Here is a 20559-nt window from a genome sequence, read left to right as displayed (position 1 = left end):
GGGCGGGCGCGGCCGGGGCCGCCGGTGCCGGAGCCGGGGCGGGCTCCGGAGGCGCCTGGCCGCTCGCGGCGGCCGGCGCCGCCCCCGCGCCCTGGGCCGCGCCGGGCCGCCGGCGCGGGCGCCGCTGGGTGGACGCCGCCTTCTCGCCGTAGCCCACCAGCGGCTTCTCGCGCACCTCGGTGTCGGCGCCTGCGTCGGCGTCATCCTCGCCGGTGGCGACGCTGATGATGGCCGTGCCCACGTCCACCGTGCGCCCCTCGGGCACCAGCAGCTCGCGCACCGTCCCCGCCCACGGGCAGGGCAGCTCCACGGCCGCCTTGGCGGTCTCGACCTCGCAGATCACCTGGTTGACCGCGACCTCGTCGCCGGGCTTGACGTGCCACTGGAGGATCTCGGCGTCGACGAGCCCCTCGCCGACGTCGGGCAGCCGGAAGTGGCGCACGCCCGACTGCGCGGTGTTCGCTTGCGCTGTGTCTGCCTTGCTCACGTGTGCTCCCCGCCCCCTCAGAACGCGAACGCGCGGTCGACGCCGTCGAGAACCCGGTCGAGGTCGGGGAGGTAGTGCTCCTCCAGCCGCGACTGGGGGTAGGGCGTGTCGAACGCCCCGACCCGGATGACGGGTGCCTCCAGGTGGTAGAAGCACGACTCCGTGACGCGCGCGGCGATCTCGGCGCCCACACCGCCGCTGACCGGCGCCTCGTGCGTGATCACCAGCCGCCCGGTGCGCCGCACCGACTCGGTCACGGTGTCGTAGTCCACCGGCGAGATGGAGCGCAGGTCGATGACCTCGATGGAGTGGTCGTCGTCGGCCTCGGCCGCCTGGAGCGCGGTCTTGACCATCGGGCCGTAGGCCAGCAGCGTGACGTCGGTGCCCGGCCGGGCCACCCGCGCCGCGCCCATGGGGTAGGCCGACTCCAGCGCGGCGTCGGTGTCGACGTCGGCCTTGTCGTAGTAGCGCCGCTTGGGCTCGAAGAACACCACGGGGTCGGGCGAGGCGATGGCCTGCTGGATCATCCAGTAGGCGTCCACGGCGTTGGCCACCGTGATCACCCGCAGCCCGGCGGTGTGGGCGAAGTACGCCTCGGGCGACTCGCTGTGGTGCTCCACCGCGCCGATGCCGCCGCCGTAGGGGATGCGCAGCACGACCGGCATGCCCAGCGCGCCCGCCGAGCGGCGCCGCAGCTTGGCGAGCTGGGTGAAGGTCTGGTTGGTGGCCGGGAAGAAGAACCCGTCGAACTGGATCTCGCACACCGGGCGGTAGCCGCGCATGGCCAGGCCGATCGCGGTGCCCACGATCCCCGACTCCGCCAGCGGGGTGTCGATCACCCGGTCGGCGCCGAAGTCCTTGTAGAGCTGGTCGGTGACGCGGAAGACGCCGCCGAGCTTGCCGACGTCCTCGCCCATGACGAGCACCTTGGGGTCGGCCTCCATGGCGCGGCGCAGGCCGGCGTTGATGGCCTTTCCGATGGTCAGGTTGACGCTCATGTCACCGGCCTCCCTCGGCGCCGGCGTCCTCGAAGGACGCCAGGTAGTCGGCGAACTCGGCCCGCTGGAGGTCGAGTTGGGCATGGGGTTCGGCGTAGACCTCGTGGAAGATGTCCAGCGGGTCGGGGTCGGGCAGCGCCCGGCACTCGATGCGCACGCGCTCGCCGAGCTTGTCGGCCTCGGCGTCCACGGCGGCGAAGAAGTCGTCGTCGGCCACCCCGTTGGCGGCCATGTAGGCGCGCAGCCGCAGGATGGGGTCCTTGCGCTTCCACTCCTCCAGCTCGGCGGCCACCCGGTAGCGGGTGGGGTCGTCGTTGGTGGTGTGGGCGCCCATGCGGTAGGTGAACGCCTCGATGAGCATCGGGCCCTGGCCCTCGCGGGCGTGCTGGAGGGCGCGGCGGGTCACCGCCAGCGAGGCGAAGACGTCGTTGCCGTCGACGCGCACGCCCGGGAACCCGAACCCGGCGGCGCGCCGGTACAGCGGCACCCGGGACTGGCGCTCCAGCGGCTCGGAGATGGCCCACTGGTTGTTCTGGCAGAAGAACACCACGGGGGCGTTGTTGACGGCGGCGAAGTTGAACGCCTCGTTGGTGTCGCCCTGGCTGGTGGCGCCGTCGCCGAAGTAGACGATGACCGCGGTGCCGTCGTCGCCGCCGGTGGCGCCGTCGCGCTGGACGCCCATGGCGTAGCCGGTGGCGTGCAGGGTCTGGGAGCCGATGACGATGGTGTAGAGGTGCAGGCCGTGCTCGGCGGGGTCCCACCCGCCGTTGGTGACGCCGCGGAACATGCCCAGCAGCTCGCGGGGGTCGACCCCCCGCACCCAGGCCACGCCGTGTTCGCGGTAGGAGGGGAACGCCATGTCCTGGGGGCGCAGCGCGCGGGCCGAGCCGATCTGGGCGGCCTCCTGGCCCAGCAGCGACGCCCACAGGCCGAGTTCGCCCTGCCGCTGGAGGGCGACGGCCTCGGTGTCGACCCGGCGCACCAGGACGAGGTCGCGGTAGAGGCCGCGGACCTCCTCGGCGCCGAGGTCCAGCGGGTAGTCGGGGTGGTGCCGCAGCTCTCCCTCGGGGGTCAAGAGCTGGACGAGTTCGGGTTCGTCATGCGCGGTGTTGTCCGACACCTGTCGCTCCTCGGGTTCTCGGGGCCGATTTCGCGGGGTACCACTCCGTCGGCCGGACCTCTGCCGCTCACCCGGGGTAACGGGTTTCGAGTCGGCAGCCCTACCGACATCGTGACAGAACTCACCACGGACGGCGCAAGTGCTGCGGGCAACCTTTCGCCTGCCGACCATCATGTCCGAGAACGGGAAAAGCGCAACTACCAGGACTACCTAGCATTTTCAAGGGCGTCCGACGAAAAATTCGGACGACCGACGACCCGGTGCGCGGCACCGGCGGGCGGCGGCCCGGATCACCCGGGCGCGCACGGTCGGTCACGCGGAGTAGTCGAAGGTGGGGCGCTGAGGAGACCCGGCGGCCCAGCGGCGCGCGGCCGGGGCCGGTGCGGATGGGAAGCGGGGGTGCGGCCGCCGGGTGCGCGGGGCACCGGGCTCGGGCGGGCGGCCGGAGAGGGAGCGCGGCGGTCAGGCCGCCACGCGCATGCCGCGCTCGCGGGCGTAGTCGGCGAGCTGCTCGCGCAGTTGGCGCCGGGCGCGGTGGAGGCGCGACATGACGGTGCCCAGGGGTGTCCCCATGCGGGCGGCGACCTCCTTGTAGGTGAACCCCTCGACGTCGATCAGGTACACGACCAGGCGGAACTCCTCGGGGAGCTGGGCCAGGGCGTGGCGGATGGCGGAGTCGGGCAGGCGCTCCAGCACCTCCGACTCGGCCGAGCGCGAACCGGTGGAGGCGTGCGCGTCGGCGGCGGCCAACTGCCAGTCCTTGATCTCGTCGGTGGAGTCCTGTCGGGGCTCCCGCTGCTTCTTGCGGTAGCCGTTGATGAACGTGTTGGTCAGGATGCGGTACAGCCAGGCGCGCAGGTTGGTGCCGGCGCGGAACTGGTGGAAGTTGGCGAACGCCTTGGCGAAGGTCTCCTGGACGAGGTCCTCGGCGTCGGCCGAGTTGCGCGTCATCCGCAGCGCCGTGGGGTAGAGCTGATCGGCGTACGGGGTGACGGCGGTGACGAAGTCGAGCGACTCCGCGGGTTCGGAGGTTGCGGTGGACTCGTCGGCTTCGCGCATACGCTCCAGTTCGATGGTCGTCAAATTTCCCCCTTGGGACGACCGGCGATCGTTATCAACTTGGTAGACGCTTCAACAGGCGCTCCATGATGACAACGACCCGGGTGATACGTGTCACGAAACTACCGAATCGGGCTATGCGGCGGCTCAAGATGCGGTAAAAGCGCCTCCTTCCAGCGTAGACGCCGCGGCACCCTGCCCGCGCGGCGCACCGGGGTGCCGTACGCTTTTGCCTGCCCCTCCTCCACTAGCCCGGGGAGGCGGCTTCATTCGACTGCACCCCCAGCCGACCCTCGATCGCGCCCCGAAGCACACCCGAAGCACAGTGGAGGACCCGTGGCCCGCGTCGTCGTTGACGTCATGCTCAAGCCGGAGATCCTGGACCCCCAGGGCCAGGCCATCGCCGGGGCCTGCGGCCGCCTCGGGTTCACCGGTGTCAGCGAGGTCCGCCAGGGCAAGCGCTTCGAGGTCGAGGTCGACGGCGAGGTCGACGACGCCAAGCTCGCCGACGTCCGCCGCATGGCCGAGACCCTGCTCGCCAACCCCGTGATCGAGGACTTCTCCCTGCGGGTGGAGTGACCGCGGGGGCAGCCCTCGGGCGGTCCCGCCGCCGTGGACGCCCGCCCGCCGCGCCGGACCGCCGCCCACCGGGGGCGGTCGCCCTATGGAATCACCACGCCACGTGCCGCTTCCGGCCAACTCGCGGCCATGTCCGTTTCGCCGTGCCCGCCCCGGGAAGGCTCAGAACTGTGCCGAACGGTCGTGAGGGCTTCCGATGGACGTGACATTCTCGATTGCACTCCCCCGAGAGGCGTACACCGTCGCCGTGATGCGGGACTTCCTCGGCGAGGCGCTGCGCAGCAGCGGAATCTGCGCCGAGTGCAGGTTCGCCATCCTGCTCGCCGCCTCCGAGGCGTGCGCCAACGTGGTCGACCACGGCTTCCCGGCCGTGGGCTACCAGGTCGACGCCCGGCTGCTGCCCGACACCTGCGTCCTGGAGATCACCCATAGAGGACGCCGGTTCAACCCGTCTCGGGTGCCCCTGCCGGACCTGGAAGCGGAATCCGGCAGGGGCATTCTCTTGATGCGCCACCTCATGGAGGACGTCGCCATCTCCGGCGAACCCGACGGCACCACCCGGGTGCTGCTGCGCAAGCGGCTCGCCGAGTGCGCGGCCGCGCCGCCGGACCACGGCGAGTGCGTGGCGCCCCAGCCCGTCCTCCACTGACCCGGCCCGGGGCCGCCCGGGGGTCGCCTCGGGGCCGCCCCGGGGCCCGGCCCGCACGCCGGCGCCCCGGCGCGCCCGGAGCCGCCTGTGGACGGCGCGCGCCGAGCGCCGAGGTCAGCAGGTAACCTCAGGAGCGTCGCGCGCACATCCACGGCCACCGCCGCGCACCCGCCGCGACCTGCCGGCTCCCACCGACGACCATTTTCGGAGAGTGCCCATGACAGCCCGTGTGGGCGTCGTCACCTTCCCCGGCTCCCTCGACGACAGGGACGCCGCCCGCGCCGTCCGCATCGCCGGCGCCGAGCCCGTCGCGCTCTGGCACGACGACCCCGACCTCAAGGGCGTGGACGCCGTGGTGCTGCCCGGCGGCTTCTCCTACGGCGACTACCTCCGCTGCGGCGCCATCGCCCGGTTCTCCCCCATCATGGGCGAACTCGTGCCGGCCGCGCGCTCCGGAAACCTCCCGGTGCTGGGCATCTGCAACGGCTTCCAGATCCTGTGCGAGAGCCACCTGCTGCCCGGCGCCCTCACCCGCAACAAGTCCCTGCGGTTCATCAACCGCGACGTCACCCTGCGGGTGGAGTCCACCGCCACCGCCTGGACCAACCGCTACACCGACGGCGAGGAGATCCGGATCGTCCTCAAGAGCGGCGAGGGCTGCTACGTCGCCGACACCGCCACCCTGGACGAACTGGAGCGCACCGGCCGCGTCGTGGCGCGCTACGCCGAGCCCGCGCCCAACGGCTCCCGGCGCGAGATCGCCGGCGTCACCAACGAGCACGGCAACGTGGTCGGCCTCATGCCGCACCCCGAACACGCCGTCGAGGACCTGACCGGCCCCTCCACCGACGGACTCGGGTTCTTCACCTCCCTCCTCGCACACCTGGCCGACGGCGTGCCCGCGGCGGCGGGCGCCACCGGCTGACCACCGCCGCACCGCGCGAGACCTGGGGGACGCAAATGCGCATGTTGGGCCTGCTGCGCTCACGGACGACCATCCTCGTCGTGAGCGCCCTGCTGATCCTGGGGATGGTCGCCACCGGCGCGGTTGGGCTGGTCAACGCCCTGGGCTCGCCCGGCCCCTCCGCCGGGCAGGCCCCCTCGGCCCAGCCCGACTCCCCCATGCCGGCGCCCGCACTGGACGAACTCGGCGATGCGCCCCGGGGCGCCTCCTACACCGACTTCGGCGAGCAGTGCCCCGACGTGGAGTGCGTCCGGATCGTCGGTGTCGCCACCAAGGACGGCGAGGACACCGACGAGGCCGTCGAGAAGGTGTTCGGCCACCTCCTCGACCAGGGGTGGGCGCGCATCCTGCCCAACCAGGAGGCCGACCCCGACGACGTCCCCCTCGCCGAGAGCTACCTCACCAACGGCTCGGTGATGGTGACCGCCGCGCCCGTCGACGCCCCCGACACCACCGCCGGCCTGATGCTGATGCACGCCCAGGAGCCCGACTCCTGAGCCGACCCGCCCACCGCCGGCCGCGCACCGCAGCCCGCGAGCCCCGAACGGAAGACCCGATGCCCGACGCACCCCTGCCCGACACCGTCGCCACGGCCCAGAGCACGCCCGACACCCCGCAGCCCTACGCCGAACTCGGCATGGCCCAGGACGAGTACGCGCGGGTCCGGGAGATCCTGGGCCGCCGGCCCACCTCGGCGGAGCTGGCGATCTACTCGGTGATGTGGAGCGAGCACTGCTCCTACAAGAGTTCCAAGAAGCACCTGCGCCAGTTCGGCGAGAAGGCTCCGGCCAGCGACGCCCTGCTGGTGGGCATGGGCGAGAACGCGGGTGTGGTCGACGTCGGCGGCGGCCGGGCGGTCACCTTCAAGATCGAGTCGCACAACCACCCCTCCTACGTCGAGCCGCACCAGGGCGCGGCCACCGGCGTGGGCGGGATCGTCCGCGACATCCTCACCATGGGCGCCCGGCCCGTGGCGGTGATGGACGCGCTGCGCTTCGGCCCGCTGGACGCCCCCGACACCCGCCGGGTGCTGCCGGGCGTGGTCTCGGGCATCTCCTTCTACGGCAACTGCCTGGGGCTGCCCAACATCGGCGGCGAGATCGGGTTCGGCGCCGGGTACGCGGGCAACCCGCTGGTCAACGCCCTGTGCGTGGGCGTCATGCGGCACGAGGACATCAAGCTGGCCCAGGCGCCCGGTCCGGGCAACAAGGTCGTGCTGTTCGGCGCCACCACCGGCCCCGACGGGATCGGCGGGGCCTCGGTGCTGGCCAGCGCCACCTTCGACGACGAGAGCCACGCCAAGCGGCCCAGCGTCCAGGTGGGCGACCCGTTCATGGAGAAGCTGCTCATCGAGTGCAGCCTGGAGCTGTTCGCCGCCGACCTGGTGGTGGGCATCCAGGACCTCGGCGCGGCCGGGGTGTCGTGCGCCACCACCGAACTGGCGGCGGGCGGCACCGGCGGCATGCGGATCGAACTCGACAGGGTGCCGCTGCGCGACCCCCGGCTCACGCCGGAGGAGATCCTGATGAGCGAGTCCCAGGAGCGCATGATGGCGATCGTCGAGCCCGCCAAGCTCGACGCGTTCCTGGCCACCTGCCGCAAGTGGAACATTCTGGCCAGCGTCATCGGCGAGGTCACCGACGTCACGCCCGAGGAGGCCGAACGCGGCGGGCGGCTGGTCATGACCTGGCACGGCGAGACCGTGGTCGACATGCCGCCGCGCACCGCCTCCGACGAAGGCCCGGTCTACGACCGCCCCTACGCCCGCCCGGCCGACCAGGACGCCCTCCAGGCCGACACCCCCGACCGGCTGGAGCGGCCCAAGACCGACGACGACCTGCGCGAGCAGCTCCTGCGCGTGCTGGCGGCGCCGGGGGTGTGCGACCCCACCTGGGTCACCCAGCAGTACGACCGCTACGTCATGGGCAACACCGTGCTGGCCACCCCCGACGACGGCGGCATGATCCGGGTGGCCGAGGACGCCGACACCGGTATCGCGCTGGCCGTCGACGGCAACGGCCGCTACACCCGGCTGGACCCCTACGCGGGCACCCAGGCCGCCTACGCCGAGGCCTACCGCAACGTCGCCGCCACCGGCGCGCGGCCGCTGGCGGTCACCAACTGCCTCAACTTCGGCTCGCCCGAGGACCCCGCGGTGATGTGGCAGTTCGCGGAGTCCACCCGCGGCCTGGCCGACGCCTGCCAGACGCTGGGCACCCCGGTCACCGGCGGCAACGTCAGCTTCTACAACCAGACCGGCGACACCGCCATCAACCCCACCCCGGTCATCGGCGTGCTGGGGGTCATCGGCGACGTCCGCGACCGGCTGGCCACCGCGCTGCCCGCCGGGGCCGACGGCGCCCGCATCGTGCTGCTGGGCCGCACCGCCGAGGAGTTCGGCGGGTCGGTGTGGGCCGAGGTCGTGCACGGCCACCTGGGCGGGCTGCCGCCCAAGGTCGACCTCGCCGCCGAGGCCGCGCTGGGCGAACTCCTGGCCGAGGCCGCCGAGGCGGGCGTGCTGGCGGCGGCCCACGACCTCTCCGACGGCGGGCTGGGCGTGGCGGTGGCGGAGTCGGCGCTGCGCGGCGGCGTGGGCGCCACCCTGCACGTCACCGACGCGTTCACCGCGCTGTTCAGCGAGTCGGGCGCGCGGGCCGTGGTCGTGGTGCGGCCCGAGAGCGAGGACGCGTTCGCGGCGCTGTGCGAGCGGCACGGGGTTCCGGCCGCCGAGATCGGCACGGTCGGCGGCGAGGCCCTGACGGTGACCCACCCCGAGGGCGGGTTCAGCGTCAGCCTGGCGGAGCTGCGGACGGCCTATGAGTCCACCCTGCCCGCGGTCTTCGACGCGGAGTAGCCCGGCGCCCGCGCGCGGGGGGTGACCCGGGCGCGGGGCGGGCGGCGGGGAAAAGCGCGAGGCGCGCCGGTGCGGAGTCGTTCCGCACCGGCGCGCCCTCTTTTCGCCGTCCCTGCTCGCTCCCTGCTTACTCCCCCTGCCCGCCGCCGCGTTCGCGGTCGGGGTCGACCGCGCCGGGGTTGGTGGCGGGCTCGCCGTCGTCGGTGACGGTCGGTTCGGGCTCCAGTTCCTCGCGGACGCGGGTGGGTTTGCCCCCGCGCAGCACGCCCTCGATCTCGCGTTCCATCTGGTCGTCGAGCCGGGGTCCGTGCTTGTCGCTGCCGCGTTCCATGGTGCCCTCCCTCCTGGTCGGGGTGGCCCTCAGCGGTCCCTCCGCTGGGCGGTAGGTCGGTCCGTGGTGACCGCGACTACCCGCCGCCGCCTGGGGACAAACCCCCACCGCCCCCGCCCTGACCTGGCGGCGGTCGCGGCGCGTGGCCGCGCGGCCCGTGTCGGCAACCGGCCCGCATGGCACCGGCGGTGCCGGGGCAGTGGGCAGGGCCACGGGGGACCGGCGGGCCTCCGGCGCTGCCGGTGCGGAGACCGGCGGCCGGATCGGAAGGGGTCCGCCGCGCGGTGGGGGCGCACGCGGCGCCGCGCACCGCCCCCGGGGACGGGAACCGCCAGCAGCACCGGGAGGTGAGACGGGCCGCATGCGGTGCGGTCCGGCGGTCATGGATCTGCGCTTTCTGGAACGCCTCTACCGGGCGACCGGGCCGGTCGCCACGGTGTATTTGGACACCACCCGCGCGGGGGACGACCCGGCGCGGCGCATCGAGCACCGCTGGCGCGCGCTGCGGGCGCGGCTGGCCGACGACGGAGCCGACCCCGGCACGCTGCGCGCCCTGGACGCCGCCGCGGGCGGCCTGCCGAAGGTCCCCGGCCCCCAGGGGGAGGCGCTGTTCGCGGCGGGCGGGCGGCTGGTCGCCGCCTACACCCTGTCGCGGCCCCCCGAGCGCGACCGCGCCGCGTGGCTGCCGGTGGCCGACCCCGTCGACCTGGTCTGCGACCTCGACGACGGCGTGCCCTACGTGGTGGTGGCCGCCGACGGGGAGGGCGCCGACGTCTACGCCTACGCCGCCGACGGCGCTGTTGTGGAGGAGGAGCGCCACGCCGGGGACGCGCGCCGCCGCTCCGGCGACGCGGCGGCGGGCGGGCGGCGCTACCGGCACCGCGACCGCGCCGAGCGGGTGTGGTCGGCGAGCGCGGGGGACGTCGTGCGCGACGTGGAGGCGGCGGTGCGGCGGGTGCGCGCGGCGGCCGTGTTCGTCGGCGGGGACGAGCGGACGCTGGAGGCGCTGCGGGCGCGGCTGGACGCGGCGGCCGGGGCGCCGGTGATCGAGGTTGGCGGCAGGGGCGAGGGCAACGCGGTGGCGCGGCTGCGCGCGAGCGTGGAGGAGGGGCTGCGGCAGACCGCGGCGGCGCTGCGCGGCGGGGTGCTGGCGGAGTTCACCGAGGACCTGCACCGCGCGGAGCGCGCCGTGCAGGGGTTCGCCGACACCACCCGGGCGCTGCGGTCGGGGCGGGTGTCCCGGGTGCTGCTGGCGCCCCGGGGCGGGGCCGAACCGCTGCTGTGGGCCTCACGCACGGACCCGCTGGAGGTGGCGGAGCGGCGCGGGCGGCTGACCGACCCGAGCGAGGCGTTCACCGCCCCGGCGGGCGCGCTGCTGCTGCGGGCCGCCCAGGCCACCAGCGCGGCGTTCACCCGGCTACCCGATCCGGGCGAGGCCGCCGACGGGGTGGGCGCGTTCCTCCGGTTCGCGGCGGCGCCGCGCTGAGGCTGTGGGGGCGGGCGTCCGGTGGGTGATCGGCGGGATCGGCGGCGCCGGCGGGCGATCGGCGGCGGCCGGCCGGTGACCGGCGGGCGTCGGGCGGGCGGGTGCCGCGCGGCCGCTCCTACGATGGTGCGCGGCCGCGATACGCGGCGGCGCAACCGAGGTGAGGGAGCCCGGCGATGAAGCGGCGAGGACGGCTCAAGGGCGCGCTGGGCAGCCACGACCGACCGGCCAGCCCACTGGCGTTCCGCCTGGTGCTGGCGGTGTTCGGCGCCGGGGTGCTCGTGGTGGGCACCGTGCTGTCGGTGCTGCTGGGCGGCCCGCCGCCGCTGACCATCGTCCTGGCGGCCGGGACGGTCGCCTCGGGGTTCAACGTGTACTGGGTGTGGCAGCGCTGGCGACACGAGTGACCGCCCGGCCGCCCGCGGTTCTCCTCTCCAACCGCCCGACGGCGTCGGGAAGGCGCACGCCAGGCAGGTGCTCGACCTCTCGCAGTCGCGCGTCAGCGCCTCCCCGGTGCCGGATGGGAGACGTGTACTGGGCGCTGCGTCACCCAGGGTCGTGGTCCTCCTGACGAGCGGGGGACCGTCGCCTCCCGTGATCACCTGTCCGGTGGCGCCTTCCCTGCTCGTCACGGCCGGCACCGGTGGACCGGGATCGCCCAGGGCGCCTTCCGAACCCCGTGGCGGGCCGTGGCCCAACCGCCACCCGGTGCGGGGGCGCCCGGGTGCTCGGATAGCCTCGAAACGTGCTCCGAGTCCTGCTCACCCCGCGCATGCTGGCGTTTCACGCGCTGGTGGCGCTGGTGGTGCCCTCCTTCATCTGGCTGGGCTTCTGGCAGTGGGGCCGCGGGGAGGACAAGGCCGCGGCGGCCGCCCTCCAGGAGGCCAACATCGCCGCCGACCCCGTGCCGGTCCAGGAGCTGACCGCCCCCGGCGAGGACGTCCCGCCCGAGGACCGCTGGCGGCAGGTGACCGCCACCGGCACCTACGACACCGAGCACGAGCTGCTGGTGCGCAACCGCGACGGCTCCCGGGGCGTGGGCCTGCACGTGCTGACCCCGCTGGTCACCGACGACGGCCCCGCGCTGCTGGTCAACCGCGGCTGGATCGAGCAGCCGCCCTCGGCCACCGCCCGGCCCGAGGTCCCGCCCGCCCCCGAGGGCGAGGTCACGGTGACCGGCCGGCTCCAGTTCAGCGAGACCCCCGAGAACACCGGCATCCGCGTCCGCGACGGCCTGCCCGAGGGCCAGATCATGATCGTGGACGTCGACCGCATCGCCGAGGGCCTGCCCTATCCGGTCTACGGCGGCTACGCCGAGCTGACCGAGCAGAGTCCCGAGGGCGCCGACGCGCCCGAGCCGGTGGCCGCGCCCGAGGTCGACACCGGCATGAACCTCTCCTACGCGGTGCAGTGGTGGGTGTTCACGGTCATCGCGATCGTCGGCTGGATCATCCTCATGCGCCGCGAGGTCAAAGACGCCCGCGACGCCTCGGCCGGGCCGCCCGACACGCCGGGCTCTGGCGGCGGCGGCCCGGGGGCCGGGCCGGACGGAACGGACGGCACGGACGCCCCGGGCGGCGGCCCGGACGGCGAGGCGGCCGTCGAGGACGCGGACGCCGGGGCGGCCGCCGACGCGGCGCAGTCCGCTGCCCCCTCCGACGCGGCCGATGCCGCAGCTAACCCCGACCCCGCCGACACCCCCGGCGCCCGGCCGCACTCGGGCGCGCGCCGCTGAGCCCTCACGCCGTGCCGTGCGGGTTGTCCACGGCGTAGCGCCACACTCCATCGGGGCAGCGCCGCGCCACGTCGGTGGCCGTCCCCGCCAGCGCCACCTCCTCCCCCGCCGCCGTGGTGCCCTCGATCCGCCAGTCCACGATCAGCAGGGCCACGTCCCCACTGGCGTAGACGTGCCGGGGCGCGACCCGGATGGGCAGCCCCAGCGACAGGTGTCCGGCCAGACCGCCGGCCAGGTCGGCGCCGCGCACGGGCGCTCCCGGCTCGGGCACCAGCACCGCGCTCTCGGGGAACAGCTCCAGCACCCGGTCCGCGTCGCCGGAGTCGAACCGCTCGGCGAACGCGGCGGGCACCTCGTGCGGGGTGCGGGGCAGGGACGACGTCATGGGGTCTCCGTAAGGTGTCGGGTGGCTGATCGGGGTCGCGGCGCCGCCGCGCTCCGAAGTCCGCACGCTAGGAGGCGCCCTCGTGACTCACCAAACGGTTGGCCACGCGCCGCCGCCCGGCCTGCCCGGACCACCCGGTCTGCCCGGACCGTCCGGATCACCCGAATCGCCCGGCCTGCCCGCCCACCCGATGGCGGCGGTGCCGCGCCCGGCGCCCGGGTGCCCGGTCGAGACCGCGCTGGCCGCGCTGTCGGGCCGGTGGACCACCCTGGTCGTGCGCGAACTGCTGCGCGGCCGGGAGTCCTACACCGACCTGGCCCAGGCGCTGCCGGAGCTGTCGGCGAAGGTGCTCAGCGACCGGCTCGCCCAGTTGGTCGAGGCCGGCGTGGTGGTGCGGATCCGCCGCCCCGGCTGGCCGCCGCGCGTGCGCTACGTCCTCACCGAGCGCGGCCGCGCGCTGGGGCCGGTGCTCCAGGCGCTGTGGGACTGGGGCTCGCTGCCCGCTGAGGAGTAGCCGCGCCGCCCGGCCTCAAGGGCGGGGACGGCCGCGTCCGCCGCCCCCCATCGCGGAAGCCCCCGTTCCGCGACCCCGAGGACAATCGACCCATGGCCGACACCTCGGCGCGGCTGCTGCGCCTGCTCTCCCTCCTCCAGTCCGCCCCCGACTGGCCCGGACCGCGCCTGGCCGAGCGGCTGGGCGTGACCACGCGCACCGTCCGCAACGACGTCGAGCGGCTGCGCGGCCTGGGCTATCCGGTGCACGCGGCGCCCGGGGTCGGCGGGGGCTACCGGCTGGGCGCCGGGGCGCGGCTGCCGCCGCTGGTGCTGGACGACGCGGAGGCGGTGGCGGTGGCCGTGGGGCTGCGCACCGCCGCGTCGGGCCCCATCGCCGGGGTGGAGGAGACCGCGCTGCGCGCGCTGGCCAAGCTGGAGCAGGTGCTGCCGACGCGGCTGCGCCGCCAGGTCGAGGCCGTGCACACGGCCGTGGCCACGGCCGAGGCGCCGCCGCGCACGCCGCGCGTGGACGCCGAGGCGCTGCTGCGCATCGCCCGCGCCTGCCGCGACCACGAGCTGCTGCGCTTCGACTACAGCGGGCGCGGCGGCGCGCCCGGGGTGCGGGAGGTCGAGCCGCACCGGCTCGTGCACACCGGCGACCGCTGGTACCTGGCGGCCTGGGATCCGGCGCGCGGGGACTGGCGGACCTTCCGCGTCGACCGCATGGCACTGCGCACGCCCAACGGGCCGCGCTTCACCCCGCGCCCGGTGCCCGGCGGCGACGTGCTGGAGTTCGTGGAGGCGGGCCGCGCCGAGGCGCGGTGGCGGCGGCGCGCCACGGTCCTGCTGCACACCGGTATCGAGGCGCTGCACTGGATGACACCGGAGTGGGGCGTGGCCGAGGCGCGCGGCGAGCACACCGTGCTGCTGCACACCGGCGGCCACTCCTGGGACCTGGTGGCCGCCCGGATCGGCGCGCTGGGCGTGGACTTCGAGGTGGTCGAACCGCCGGACTTCACCGAGCACCTGCGGTCGATGTCCCGCCGCTACGCGCGGGCGGCCGGTGCGGCGGCGGACGGCGGGTGAGGCGGCGGCGGTACGGTCCGACGCCCGTGCCGGGCCGTCAGGAACCGGCGCCGGTGCCCACGGCCCGCTTGACCAGGGCGGTGATCGCCTCCTCGGCCTCCGGCGTCAGCTCGGTCACCGCGTAGGCGGTGGGCCACAGGCCGCTGGGGTCGTCCAGGCCCGCCTCGGTGGTGAACCCGAACGACGAGTAGCGCTCCTTGTCCACCCGGCCGCTGCGGAAGAAGCACACCACCTTGCCCTTGCGGGCGTAGGCGGGCTGCCCGTACCAGAGCTTGGGCGCCAGCTCCGGCGCGGTCGCGGTGACGATGGCGTGGAGGCGCTCGGCCACCGCGCGGTCGGGCTGCTCCATCTCGGCGATCTTGGCGAGCACGTCCAGCTCGTCGGCCGCGGCCTTGCCGCCGCGTGGGCGGGCCGCCTCCTTCTTCAGCTCCGCCGCGCGCTCCTTCATGGCGGCGCGCTCCTGCTCGGAGAATCCCTGCGGCATCGCGGCTCCTTTCCCCGTGGTGGTGGTTCTCCCCGCTGCTTTCACCCTCGTCCGGCATCCGGTGGGAGTCCTCGACACCGTAACCGCGCCAAGAACGCGGGCGCTTCTCGATTCCTGACCGACTCCTGACCGAAAACGGCGCCGGATCCGGTGGCCGCACTTTTGCCGCCTCGCGGTGGAGGTGGTCAGGAATCAAGAAGCGCACTCGCGGGGCTGCGCCTAGCGTTGGGGACATGAAGACGACCATTCACTACACCTTCCTTCCGCACACCGACGCCGAGGCCGCGCTCGCCTTTTACCGCGACACCCTCGGATTCGAGGTCCGCAACGACGTCGGTTACGAGGACATGCGCTGGATCACCGTGGGCCCGGTCGGCCAGCCCGAGACGTCCATCGTGCTGCAACCGCCGACCGCCGGCCCGGACCTCACCGAGGACGACCGCCGCAGCATCATGGAACTGGTCTCCAAGGGCGTGTTCGCCGCGATCACCCTGGGCACCGACGACCTCGACGGCCTGTTCAAGCGGGTCGAAGCCGCCGGCGCCACGGTGGTGCACGAGCCCACCGACCAGCCCTACGGCGTGCGCGACTGCGCCTTCCGCGACCCGGCGGGCAACCTCGTCCGCATCAACCAGCTCACCTGAGCGAAGGGGGCCGGGCCGCCGCCGAAGGCGTGCGCCCGGCGCGGCCACGGCCGCCCCGGACCGGTGCGCAGCGGTCCGGGCGGCCCGCCCGCCACATCCACAGCGGGCTCCTTTTCGCGGTACCGCGTGCGGGAAGTCGCGGCACGTCCGTTTTCCCCCGCACTTTCCGGTCGGTTGCGCGGGGTTTTCGCCCACGAGAAGCGAATAACGCGCGTGTCCCGATGGAATGCGGAGCACGCGGCCACAGCGCCGGACGCCGATCACCCGTGATCGGCCGTTTGGTGTTCCTTCCCTTTTCTTGGGAAAAGGCCGCCGGTCTTTCCGACGAGGCGCGATGGCGGACAGGTCTCCCCGGGCGCGACCGGCGGCGGCGCACAGCCCGTCGCCTTCCGGGTGCGGGGGCGCCGCCGCCCCCTTTAGGGTCGGATCGTCCACTGCCCGTGCCGCTCCGCCCCCGGGGGCGGTCGCGGGCATCACCCAGAGGAGTCCTCGTGGTCGACGTTCGATCGGCGGTCGCCGCCGACATCCCGGAACTGGTGCGGCTGCGCGCGCTGTTCGCCGAACGGCCCGATAGCGGGTGGGGGCCGCCGCCCGAGGGCGACGCCTGGCGCGAGCGCTGCGCCGAGTCCATCGCCGAGCAACTGTTCCGCGACACCATGCGGATCGCCGTGGTCGACGCCGACGCCGGTCGGCTGGCCGCCTGCGGGATGGGCGTGGTCGACCAGCGGCTGCCCATGCCGCACAACCCCGACGGCCGGGTCGGCATGGTCTTCGGGCTGGTCACCGACCCCGCCCACCGGCGGCGCGGCCACGCGCGGGCGATCATGGCCGAACTGCTGGCCTGGTTCGACGGACTGGGCGTGGAGCGGGTGAACCTCACCGCCACCCCCGAGGGCGACGGGATCTACCGCGACCTCGGGTTCGTCGACAACCCCGACCCGCTGCTCACCCGGTCCCGCTGATCCGGCCGCGCCGCCTGGCAGGATGGCGGCCATGAGCGACGACGTGGACGCCGGAGCCGCCGAGCGCGTGGCGCGCCGACCGGCGGGCGCCGACGAGAGCGCCCGCGCCAGCCGCGTGTGGTGGGAGCGGGCCGCCGACGACTACCAGGCCGAGCACGGCGGCTTCCTGCGCGACGCGGGCTTCGTGTGGGGCCCCGAGGGCCTGGACGAGGCCGACGCGGGCCTGCTCGGCCCGCTGGAGCGGCTGCGCGGCGCCCGCGTGCTGGAGATCGGCTGCGGGGCCGCGCAGTGCTCCCGCTGGCTGCGCGCCCAGGGCGTGGGCGAGGTGGTGGGGATCGACGTCTCGCACCGCCAACTCCAGCACGCCCGGCGCCTTGACGAGGAGACGGGCGTGCGGGTGCCCGCCGTCGAGGCCGACGCGCAGCGGCTGCCGTTCGCGGCGGGGTCCTTCGACGCGGTCTGCTCGGCCTACGGCGGCTTCCCGTTCGTGCCCGACGCGGCGGCGGCCCTCGCCGAGGCCGCGCGCGTGCTGCGGCCCGGCGGGCGGCTGGTGTTCTCCGTCAGCCACCCGCTGCGCTGGTGCTTCGCCGACGACCCCACCGAGCGCGGGCTGACCGTCGAGCACTCCTACTTCGACCGGCGCGCCTACGTGGAGGAGGACGACGCGGGCCGCGCCGTGTACGTGGAGCACCACCGCACGGTCGGCGACTGGGTGCGCGCCGTCACGGCCGCCGGCCTGGTGCTGCGCGACCTGGTCGAGCCGGAGTGGCCCGCCGGGCACGACCGGGTGTGGGGCGGCTGGAGCCCGCTGCGCGGCCGGCTGATGCCGGGCACCGCCGTGTTCGCGGCCGACAAGCCCTGACCCCGCCGCCGCCCGCCGCCACCGCCGTCCGCGTGCGGGCGCGCCGTGCCGCCCCGTCCCCGGGGCCGCCCGGTGGGCGCCGAACCCGCTCCCGCCACGCCGGTGCGGATATTGCGTTGTGCTCGAACCCAGGTCACCGCTAGGGTCGCCGCCGCCCTGACCATGCGCTCCGTCCCGTTCCGTCCTGACCCGTAGGAGACCCGCATGCCCGACACCGCGCCCGGCCAGGCGGCCGAGATCACCGAGATCCCCGTCGCCGGCCCCGAAGACGGTCCCTACGGCATCACCGCCGGGCCGGACGGCGCGCTGTGGGTGACCCTCGTGCACTCCGGCGAGATCGCCCGGGTGGAGCCCGCGGGCACGGTCGAGCGCTACGCGATGGGTCCGGGCACGCGGCCCAGCGTCATCACCGCCGGACCCGACGGGGCGCTGTGGTTCACTCTCAACGAGTCCGACGCCATCGGCCGGCTGCGCCCCGGCGGCGACCTCGCGGTCTTCGCCCTGCCCGGCTCCGGCGGCGGCCCGTTCGGCATCACCGCCGGGCCGGACGGCGCGCTGTGGTTCACCCTGCTCACCGGCGGGCGCATCGGCCGCATCACCGTGGACGGCGACATCACCGAGTTCCCGCCGGCGGCGGGGGACGCGCCCATGCCGTCGATGATCGCCGCCGGCGCCGACGGCGCCCTGTGGTTCACGCTCAACCAGGCCAACGCCATCGGCCGGATCACCCCCGAGGGCGCGACGAGCGTCCACCCGCTGCCCACCGAGGGGGCCGCGCCGGTCGGTATCACCGCCGGTGCCGACGGCGCCCTGTGGTTCGTGGAGATCGGCGCGGGCCAGGTCGGGCGGATCACCGTGGACGGCGAGGTCACCGAGTTCCCGCTGGCCGACCGCGCCGCCCGCCCGCACGCCATCGCCGCCGGACCGGGCGGGGCGTGCTGGTTCACCGAGTGGGGCGCCAACCGCGTCGGCCGCATCACCCCGGACGGCACCATGACCGGCTACGCGCTGCCCTCGCCCGCGTCCGAGCCGCACGGGATCGCGGCGGGGCCGGACGGCGCCGTGTACGCGGCCCTGGAGACGGGCGCGGTCGCGCGCCTGCTGCCCGCCTGAGGCCGCCGCCCGACGACTGACACCCGACCGACCGTCCGCCCGACCGGGTGCGTCTCAGCGGATACGTCCGCCCGGACGCGCCCGGCCGCCCCACGCCTTGAGGAGCACTGTGCCCGCGCCCGACCCCGCCCGCCTGCACCCCACCACCCGCCCGGACCTGGACAACGTGGTCTTCCTGCGCAACCAGGTGACCTCGGAGTTCGTCGAGATCGGGGAGTTCACCTACTACGACGACGAGGGCCGCCGCGAACCCTTCGAGCGCGCCAACGTCCTCTACAACTACGGCCCCCAGCGGCTGGTCATCGGCCGGTTCTGCGCGATCGGCCCCGGCGTGCGGTTCGTGATGCCCGGCGGCACCCACCCGATGGCCGGTCCGTCCACCTTCCCGTTCACCATGTTCGGCGGCGAGTGGAGCGACAACACGCTGGAGGCGTTCCTGGCGCTGCCGACCAAGGGCGACACCGTGGTCGGCAACGACGTGTGGATCGGCCGCGAGGCGGCGGTGCTGCCCGGCGTCACCATCGGCGACGGCGCGGTCGTGGGGGCCTACAGCGTGGTCACCGGCGACGTGGCGCCCTACACGACCGTGGGCGGCAACCCGGCCAAGCCCATCCGGGTCCGCTACGAGCCGCAGGAGGTGGACCTGCTGCGCCGCGTGGCCTGGTGGGACTGGCCGGTGGAGCTGATCACCCGCCACGCGGCCGACATCATGACCGGCACGCCCGAGCGCCTGGCCGAGATCGCCGCCGGCGCCGGTGTCGGGCACGCGGCGGCCGACGAACGGTAGCCGCACGGCCGGTCGGCCGGTCGGACGCCTGGCCGGCCGGTCGGGACCGCCGGGCGCGGACCGGCCGCCCCGGCCTCAGGCGGCCTCCCCGAGCAGCCGCTCGGTGGTGCCGCGCAGGTCGGCGGGCGCCACGCCCGCGTCGGTGAGCGCCCGCAGGGCGCCGGGGTCGCCGGCGCGCAGGACGCCCAGCAGCACGTGGCCGCCGGAGATCGCGGTGTCGCCCCGGTCCAGGGCGACGCGCAGCGACTCCTCCAGCGAGCGCTTGGCCGGACGGGTGAACGGGATGTGCCCCGCGCCCCGCGCCAGGCGGCCGAACAGCCCGCGCCGGGGCCGCGACGCGGCCCCGGCCCCGGCGGCCCCGTCGGCGGCGGTGCGCCGGACGGTGTCGCGCAGGGCGGCGAGGTCCGCACCGTGCTCGGCCAGGGCGCGGGCCGCAGGCCCCCTGTCCTCGGCCAGCAGCCCCAGCACCAGGTGCGCGGCGCCGATGCGGCCGTGGCCCAGCGAACGGGCCTCCTCCTGAGCGGAGACGACGGCCAGCCGGGCGTCCTTGGCGAATCGCTCGAACATGTCACTACCTCCGGGGGGTCGGGTGTCCCTATGGCTGTCAACTTATGTTGACGCCACTGGGTATGTCAACTTTAGTTGACGACCTCGGCGGACCGCGCCCCCCGAGCGCGCCCGCGCGTGCGAGGATCCGCAGATGCCGATCGACCCGATCGCCGCCGTCGACTGGGCGGCCATCCCCGCGCCGGAGGTCCCCACCACCTCCTGGGCCGCTGCCGGGCCGCCGCGCGGCCGGCGGCTGCCCGATCCCGTCGCGCCGCTCCGGGCGCTGGCCGCCGCACGCACCCGGACGCAGGCGGCCGACGCCCTGACGCGGCTGGAGAACACCTGTGTGCTGCACGGGCACATGCGCGCCGTCTTCCCCCCGGCGGTCGCCGCCGCCCCGTTCCTGCTGGAGACCGCCCAAGCCCCCGACACCCTCCCGGCGGCCCGCGACGCCGCCCTTGAGGTGCTCGGCGCGTTCTTGACCTGGGATCCCGTGGCCGGGTTCACCCGCGTCGGCGGCACGCCGCTGTGCTGCGCGGTCGCCGACCTGGTGCGCGCCCGGGGCGACCACCTGCGCGCGCTCGGCGCGGGCGGCCGGGAACTGCTGGAGGAGGCCGCCGCGCACTGGCGGTTCGAGGTCGCCGAGTCCTTCGCCGAGCCAGACCGGCTGATCGCGTTCGGCCCGCTGGCCGGAGCGCCCCCGGCGGCCGGGACCCGGGCGGAGGTCGGGTCCGAGGGACCGGTGTGCGCCGTGACGGTGGAGTACCCGCCGACGGAGGAGTCCGCCGACGCCTGCCTGCGCCTCGTGGGCGTGGCCGAGGCTCCCCCCGGTACGGTGCTCCGCCCCGCCGAGTGCGCCGAGCGGGTGCACTAGATCCACCCGGCCCCCGAACGGCGGCGGCCCCGGAGGGCCGTGGCGCTCCGGGGCCG

General features: G+C 75.0%; 24 protein-coding genes. 16 read left to right on the top strand and 8 right to left on the bottom strand.

Annotation, left to right across the window (positions count from 1 at the left end; genetic code table 11):
* From LG943_RS16585 to LG943_RS16570, 4 genes are all read right to left on the bottom strand, one after another.
* Positions 1 to 487 (bottom strand): biotin/lipoyl-containing protein (locus tag LG943_RS16585; protein ID WP_333486381.1); only part of this gene is annotated, 487 nt, incomplete at its 3' end.
* Between the two features lie 17 nt (positions 488 to 504).
* Positions 505 to 1485 (bottom strand): alpha-ketoacid dehydrogenase subunit beta, encoded by a 981-nt coding sequence (locus LG943_RS16580; protein ID WP_270073189.1) that lies wholly within the window; start codon positions 1483 to 1485, stop codon positions 505 to 507.
* Position 1486: 1 nt separating this feature from the next.
* Positions 1487 to 2605: a pyruvate dehydrogenase (acetyl-transferring) E1 component subunit alpha gene (gene pdhA, locus LG943_RS16575; RefSeq protein ID WP_270073188.1), complete on the bottom strand. Its 1119-nt coding sequence runs from the start codon at positions 2603 to 2605 to the stop codon at positions 1487 to 1489.
* A gap of 462 nt (positions 2606 to 3067) precedes the next feature.
* Positions 3068 to 3688 carry a sigma-70 family RNA polymerase sigma factor gene (locus LG943_RS16570; protein WP_408648599.1) on the bottom strand — a complete coding sequence of 207 codons (621 nt, stop codon included), beginning with the start codon at positions 3686 to 3688 and terminating at the stop codon, positions 3068 to 3070.
* A gap of 312 nt (positions 3689 to 4000) precedes the next feature.
* Here LG943_RS16570 and purS point away from each other — a divergent pair, with 312 nt between their 5' ends.
* The 5 genes from purS (at position 4001) to purL (ending at position 8710) form a co-directional block, all read left to right on the top strand.
* The gene (purS, locus tag LG943_RS16565; protein WP_179768013.1) at positions 4001 to 4243 is read left to right on the top strand and encodes a phosphoribosylformylglycinamidine synthase subunit PurS; all 243 of its coding nucleotides are present in this window, start codon (positions 4001 to 4003) and stop codon (positions 4241 to 4243) included.
* 196 nt (positions 4244 to 4439) lie between these two features.
* A complete protein-coding gene (locus LG943_RS16560) occupies positions 4440 to 4892 on the top strand; it encodes an ATP-binding protein (protein WP_333486380.1) in 453 nt (150 codons plus the stop codon).
* Positions 4893 to 5109: 217 nt separating this feature from the next.
* Positions 5110 to 5817: a phosphoribosylformylglycinamidine synthase subunit PurQ gene (gene purQ, locus LG943_RS16555; protein WP_270073186.1), complete on the top strand. Its 708-nt coding sequence runs from the start codon at positions 5110 to 5112 to the stop codon at positions 5815 to 5817.
* 35 nt (positions 5818 to 5852) lie between these two features.
* The gene (locus tag LG943_RS16550) at positions 5853 to 6353 is read left to right on the top strand and encodes a hypothetical protein (protein WP_270073185.1); all 501 of its coding nucleotides are present in this window, start codon (positions 5853 to 5855) and stop codon (positions 6351 to 6353) included.
* 59 nt (positions 6354 to 6412) lie between these two features.
* Positions 6413 to 8710, top strand: a complete 2298-nt coding sequence (gene purL / locus LG943_RS16545) for a phosphoribosylformylglycinamidine synthase subunit PurL (protein WP_270073184.1) — start codon at positions 6413 to 6415, stop codon at positions 8708 to 8710.
* Between the two features lie 127 nt (positions 8711 to 8837).
* On the opposite strand, the gene LG943_RS16540 is transcribed toward purL, so the two are convergent.
* A complete protein-coding gene (locus tag LG943_RS16540) occupies positions 8838 to 9041 on the bottom strand; it encodes a hypothetical protein (RefSeq protein ID WP_270073183.1) in 204 nt (67 codons plus the stop codon).
* 382 nt (positions 9042 to 9423) lie between these two features.
* Here LG943_RS16540 and LG943_RS16535 point away from each other — a divergent pair, with 382 nt between their 5' ends.
* From LG943_RS16535 to LG943_RS16525, 3 genes are all read left to right on the top strand, one after another.
* The gene (locus LG943_RS16535) at positions 9424 to 10527 is read left to right on the top strand and encodes a baeRF2 domain-containing protein (RefSeq protein ID WP_270073182.1); all 1104 of its coding nucleotides are present in this window, start codon (positions 9424 to 9426) and stop codon (positions 10525 to 10527) included.
* Between the two features lie 176 nt (positions 10528 to 10703).
* Entirely contained in the window at positions 10704 to 10934 is a 231-nt protein-coding gene (locus LG943_RS16530) for a hypothetical protein (RefSeq protein ID WP_270073181.1), read from the top strand.
* A 338-nt stretch (positions 10935 to 11272) separates the two neighbouring features.
* On the top strand, positions 11273 to 12262 hold the full coding sequence (locus LG943_RS16525) for an SURF1 family cytochrome oxidase biogenesis protein (RefSeq protein ID WP_333486379.1): 990 nt from the start codon (positions 11273 to 11275) through the stop codon (positions 12260 to 12262).
* A 4-nt stretch (positions 12263 to 12266) separates the two neighbouring features.
* On the opposite strand, the gene LG943_RS16520 is transcribed toward LG943_RS16525, so the two are convergent.
* Complete coding sequence (locus tag LG943_RS16520; RefSeq protein WP_270073180.1) at positions 12267 to 12647, bottom strand: YybH family protein; 381 nt, start codon at positions 12645 to 12647, stop codon at positions 12267 to 12269.
* 82 nt (positions 12648 to 12729) lie between these two features.
* Here LG943_RS16520 and LG943_RS16515 point away from each other — a divergent pair, with 82 nt between their 5' ends.
* Both LG943_RS16515 and LG943_RS16510 read left to right on the top strand, forming a co-directional pair.
* Entirely contained in the window at positions 12730 to 13161 is a 432-nt protein-coding gene (locus LG943_RS16515; RefSeq protein ID WP_270073179.1) for a winged helix-turn-helix transcriptional regulator, read from the top strand.
* Positions 13162 to 13253: 92 nt separating this feature from the next.
* The gene (locus tag LG943_RS16510) at positions 13254 to 14228 is read left to right on the top strand and encodes a helix-turn-helix transcriptional regulator (RefSeq protein ID WP_270073178.1); all 975 of its coding nucleotides are present in this window, start codon (positions 13254 to 13256) and stop codon (positions 14226 to 14228) included.
* Positions 14229 to 14265: 37 nt separating this feature from the next.
* Here the strand turns inward: LG943_RS16510 and LG943_RS16505 are convergent, their stop codons facing one another.
* Positions 14266 to 14712 carry a DUF1801 domain-containing protein gene (locus LG943_RS16505; RefSeq protein WP_270073177.1) on the bottom strand — a complete coding sequence of 149 codons (447 nt, stop codon included), beginning with the start codon at positions 14710 to 14712 and terminating at the stop codon, positions 14266 to 14268.
* Positions 14713 to 14945: 233 nt separating this feature from the next.
* Here LG943_RS16505 and LG943_RS16500 point away from each other — a divergent pair, with 233 nt between their 5' ends.
* The 5 genes from LG943_RS16500 to LG943_RS16480 all read left to right on the top strand — a co-directional run bounded on the left by LG943_RS16500 (position 14946) and on the right by LG943_RS16480 (position 19080).
* Entirely contained in the window at positions 14946 to 15356 is a 411-nt protein-coding gene (locus tag LG943_RS16500) for a VOC family protein (protein WP_270073176.1), read from the top strand.
* A gap of 491 nt (positions 15357 to 15847) precedes the next feature.
* Positions 15848 to 16318: a GNAT family N-acetyltransferase gene (locus LG943_RS16495; protein WP_270073175.1), complete on the top strand. Its 471-nt coding sequence runs from the start codon at positions 15848 to 15850 to the stop codon at positions 16316 to 16318.
* Positions 16319 to 16349: 31 nt separating this feature from the next.
* Complete coding sequence (locus tag LG943_RS16490) at positions 16350 to 17180, top strand: class I SAM-dependent methyltransferase (RefSeq protein WP_270073174.1); 831 nt, start codon at positions 16350 to 16352, stop codon at positions 17178 to 17180.
* Positions 17181 to 17384: 204 nt separating this feature from the next.
* Positions 17385 to 18293 (top strand): Vgb family protein, encoded by a 909-nt coding sequence (locus tag LG943_RS16485; protein WP_270073173.1) that lies wholly within the window; start codon positions 17385 to 17387, stop codon positions 18291 to 18293.
* Between the two features lie 109 nt (positions 18294 to 18402).
* Positions 18403 to 19080 (top strand): CatB-related O-acetyltransferase, encoded by a 678-nt coding sequence (locus LG943_RS16480; RefSeq protein WP_270073172.1) that lies wholly within the window; start codon positions 18403 to 18405, stop codon positions 19078 to 19080.
* Between the two features lie 75 nt (positions 19081 to 19155).
* Here the strand turns inward: LG943_RS16480 and LG943_RS16475 are convergent, their stop codons facing one another.
* A complete protein-coding gene (locus LG943_RS16475; protein ID WP_270073171.1) occupies positions 19156 to 19647 on the bottom strand; it encodes a Clp protease N-terminal domain-containing protein in 492 nt (163 codons plus the stop codon).
* A 133-nt stretch (positions 19648 to 19780) separates the two neighbouring features.
* Here LG943_RS16475 and LG943_RS16470 point away from each other — a divergent pair, with 133 nt between their 5' ends.
* Positions 19781 to 20503 (top strand): hypothetical protein, encoded by a 723-nt coding sequence (locus tag LG943_RS16470; RefSeq protein WP_270073170.1) that lies wholly within the window; start codon positions 19781 to 19783, stop codon positions 20501 to 20503.
* Positions 20504 to 20559: the final 56 nt, after the last annotated feature.

Source organism: Streptomonospora mangrovi (genome assembly GCF_027604915.1).
In the GTDB taxonomy this organism is placed as follows: Bacteria; Actinomycetota; Actinomycetes; order Streptosporangiales; family Streptosporangiaceae; genus Streptomonospora; species Streptomonospora mangrovi.
The sequence above is the reverse complement of the archived record's forward strand: the minus strand, read 5'-3'. Positions and strand labels throughout refer to the sequence as shown.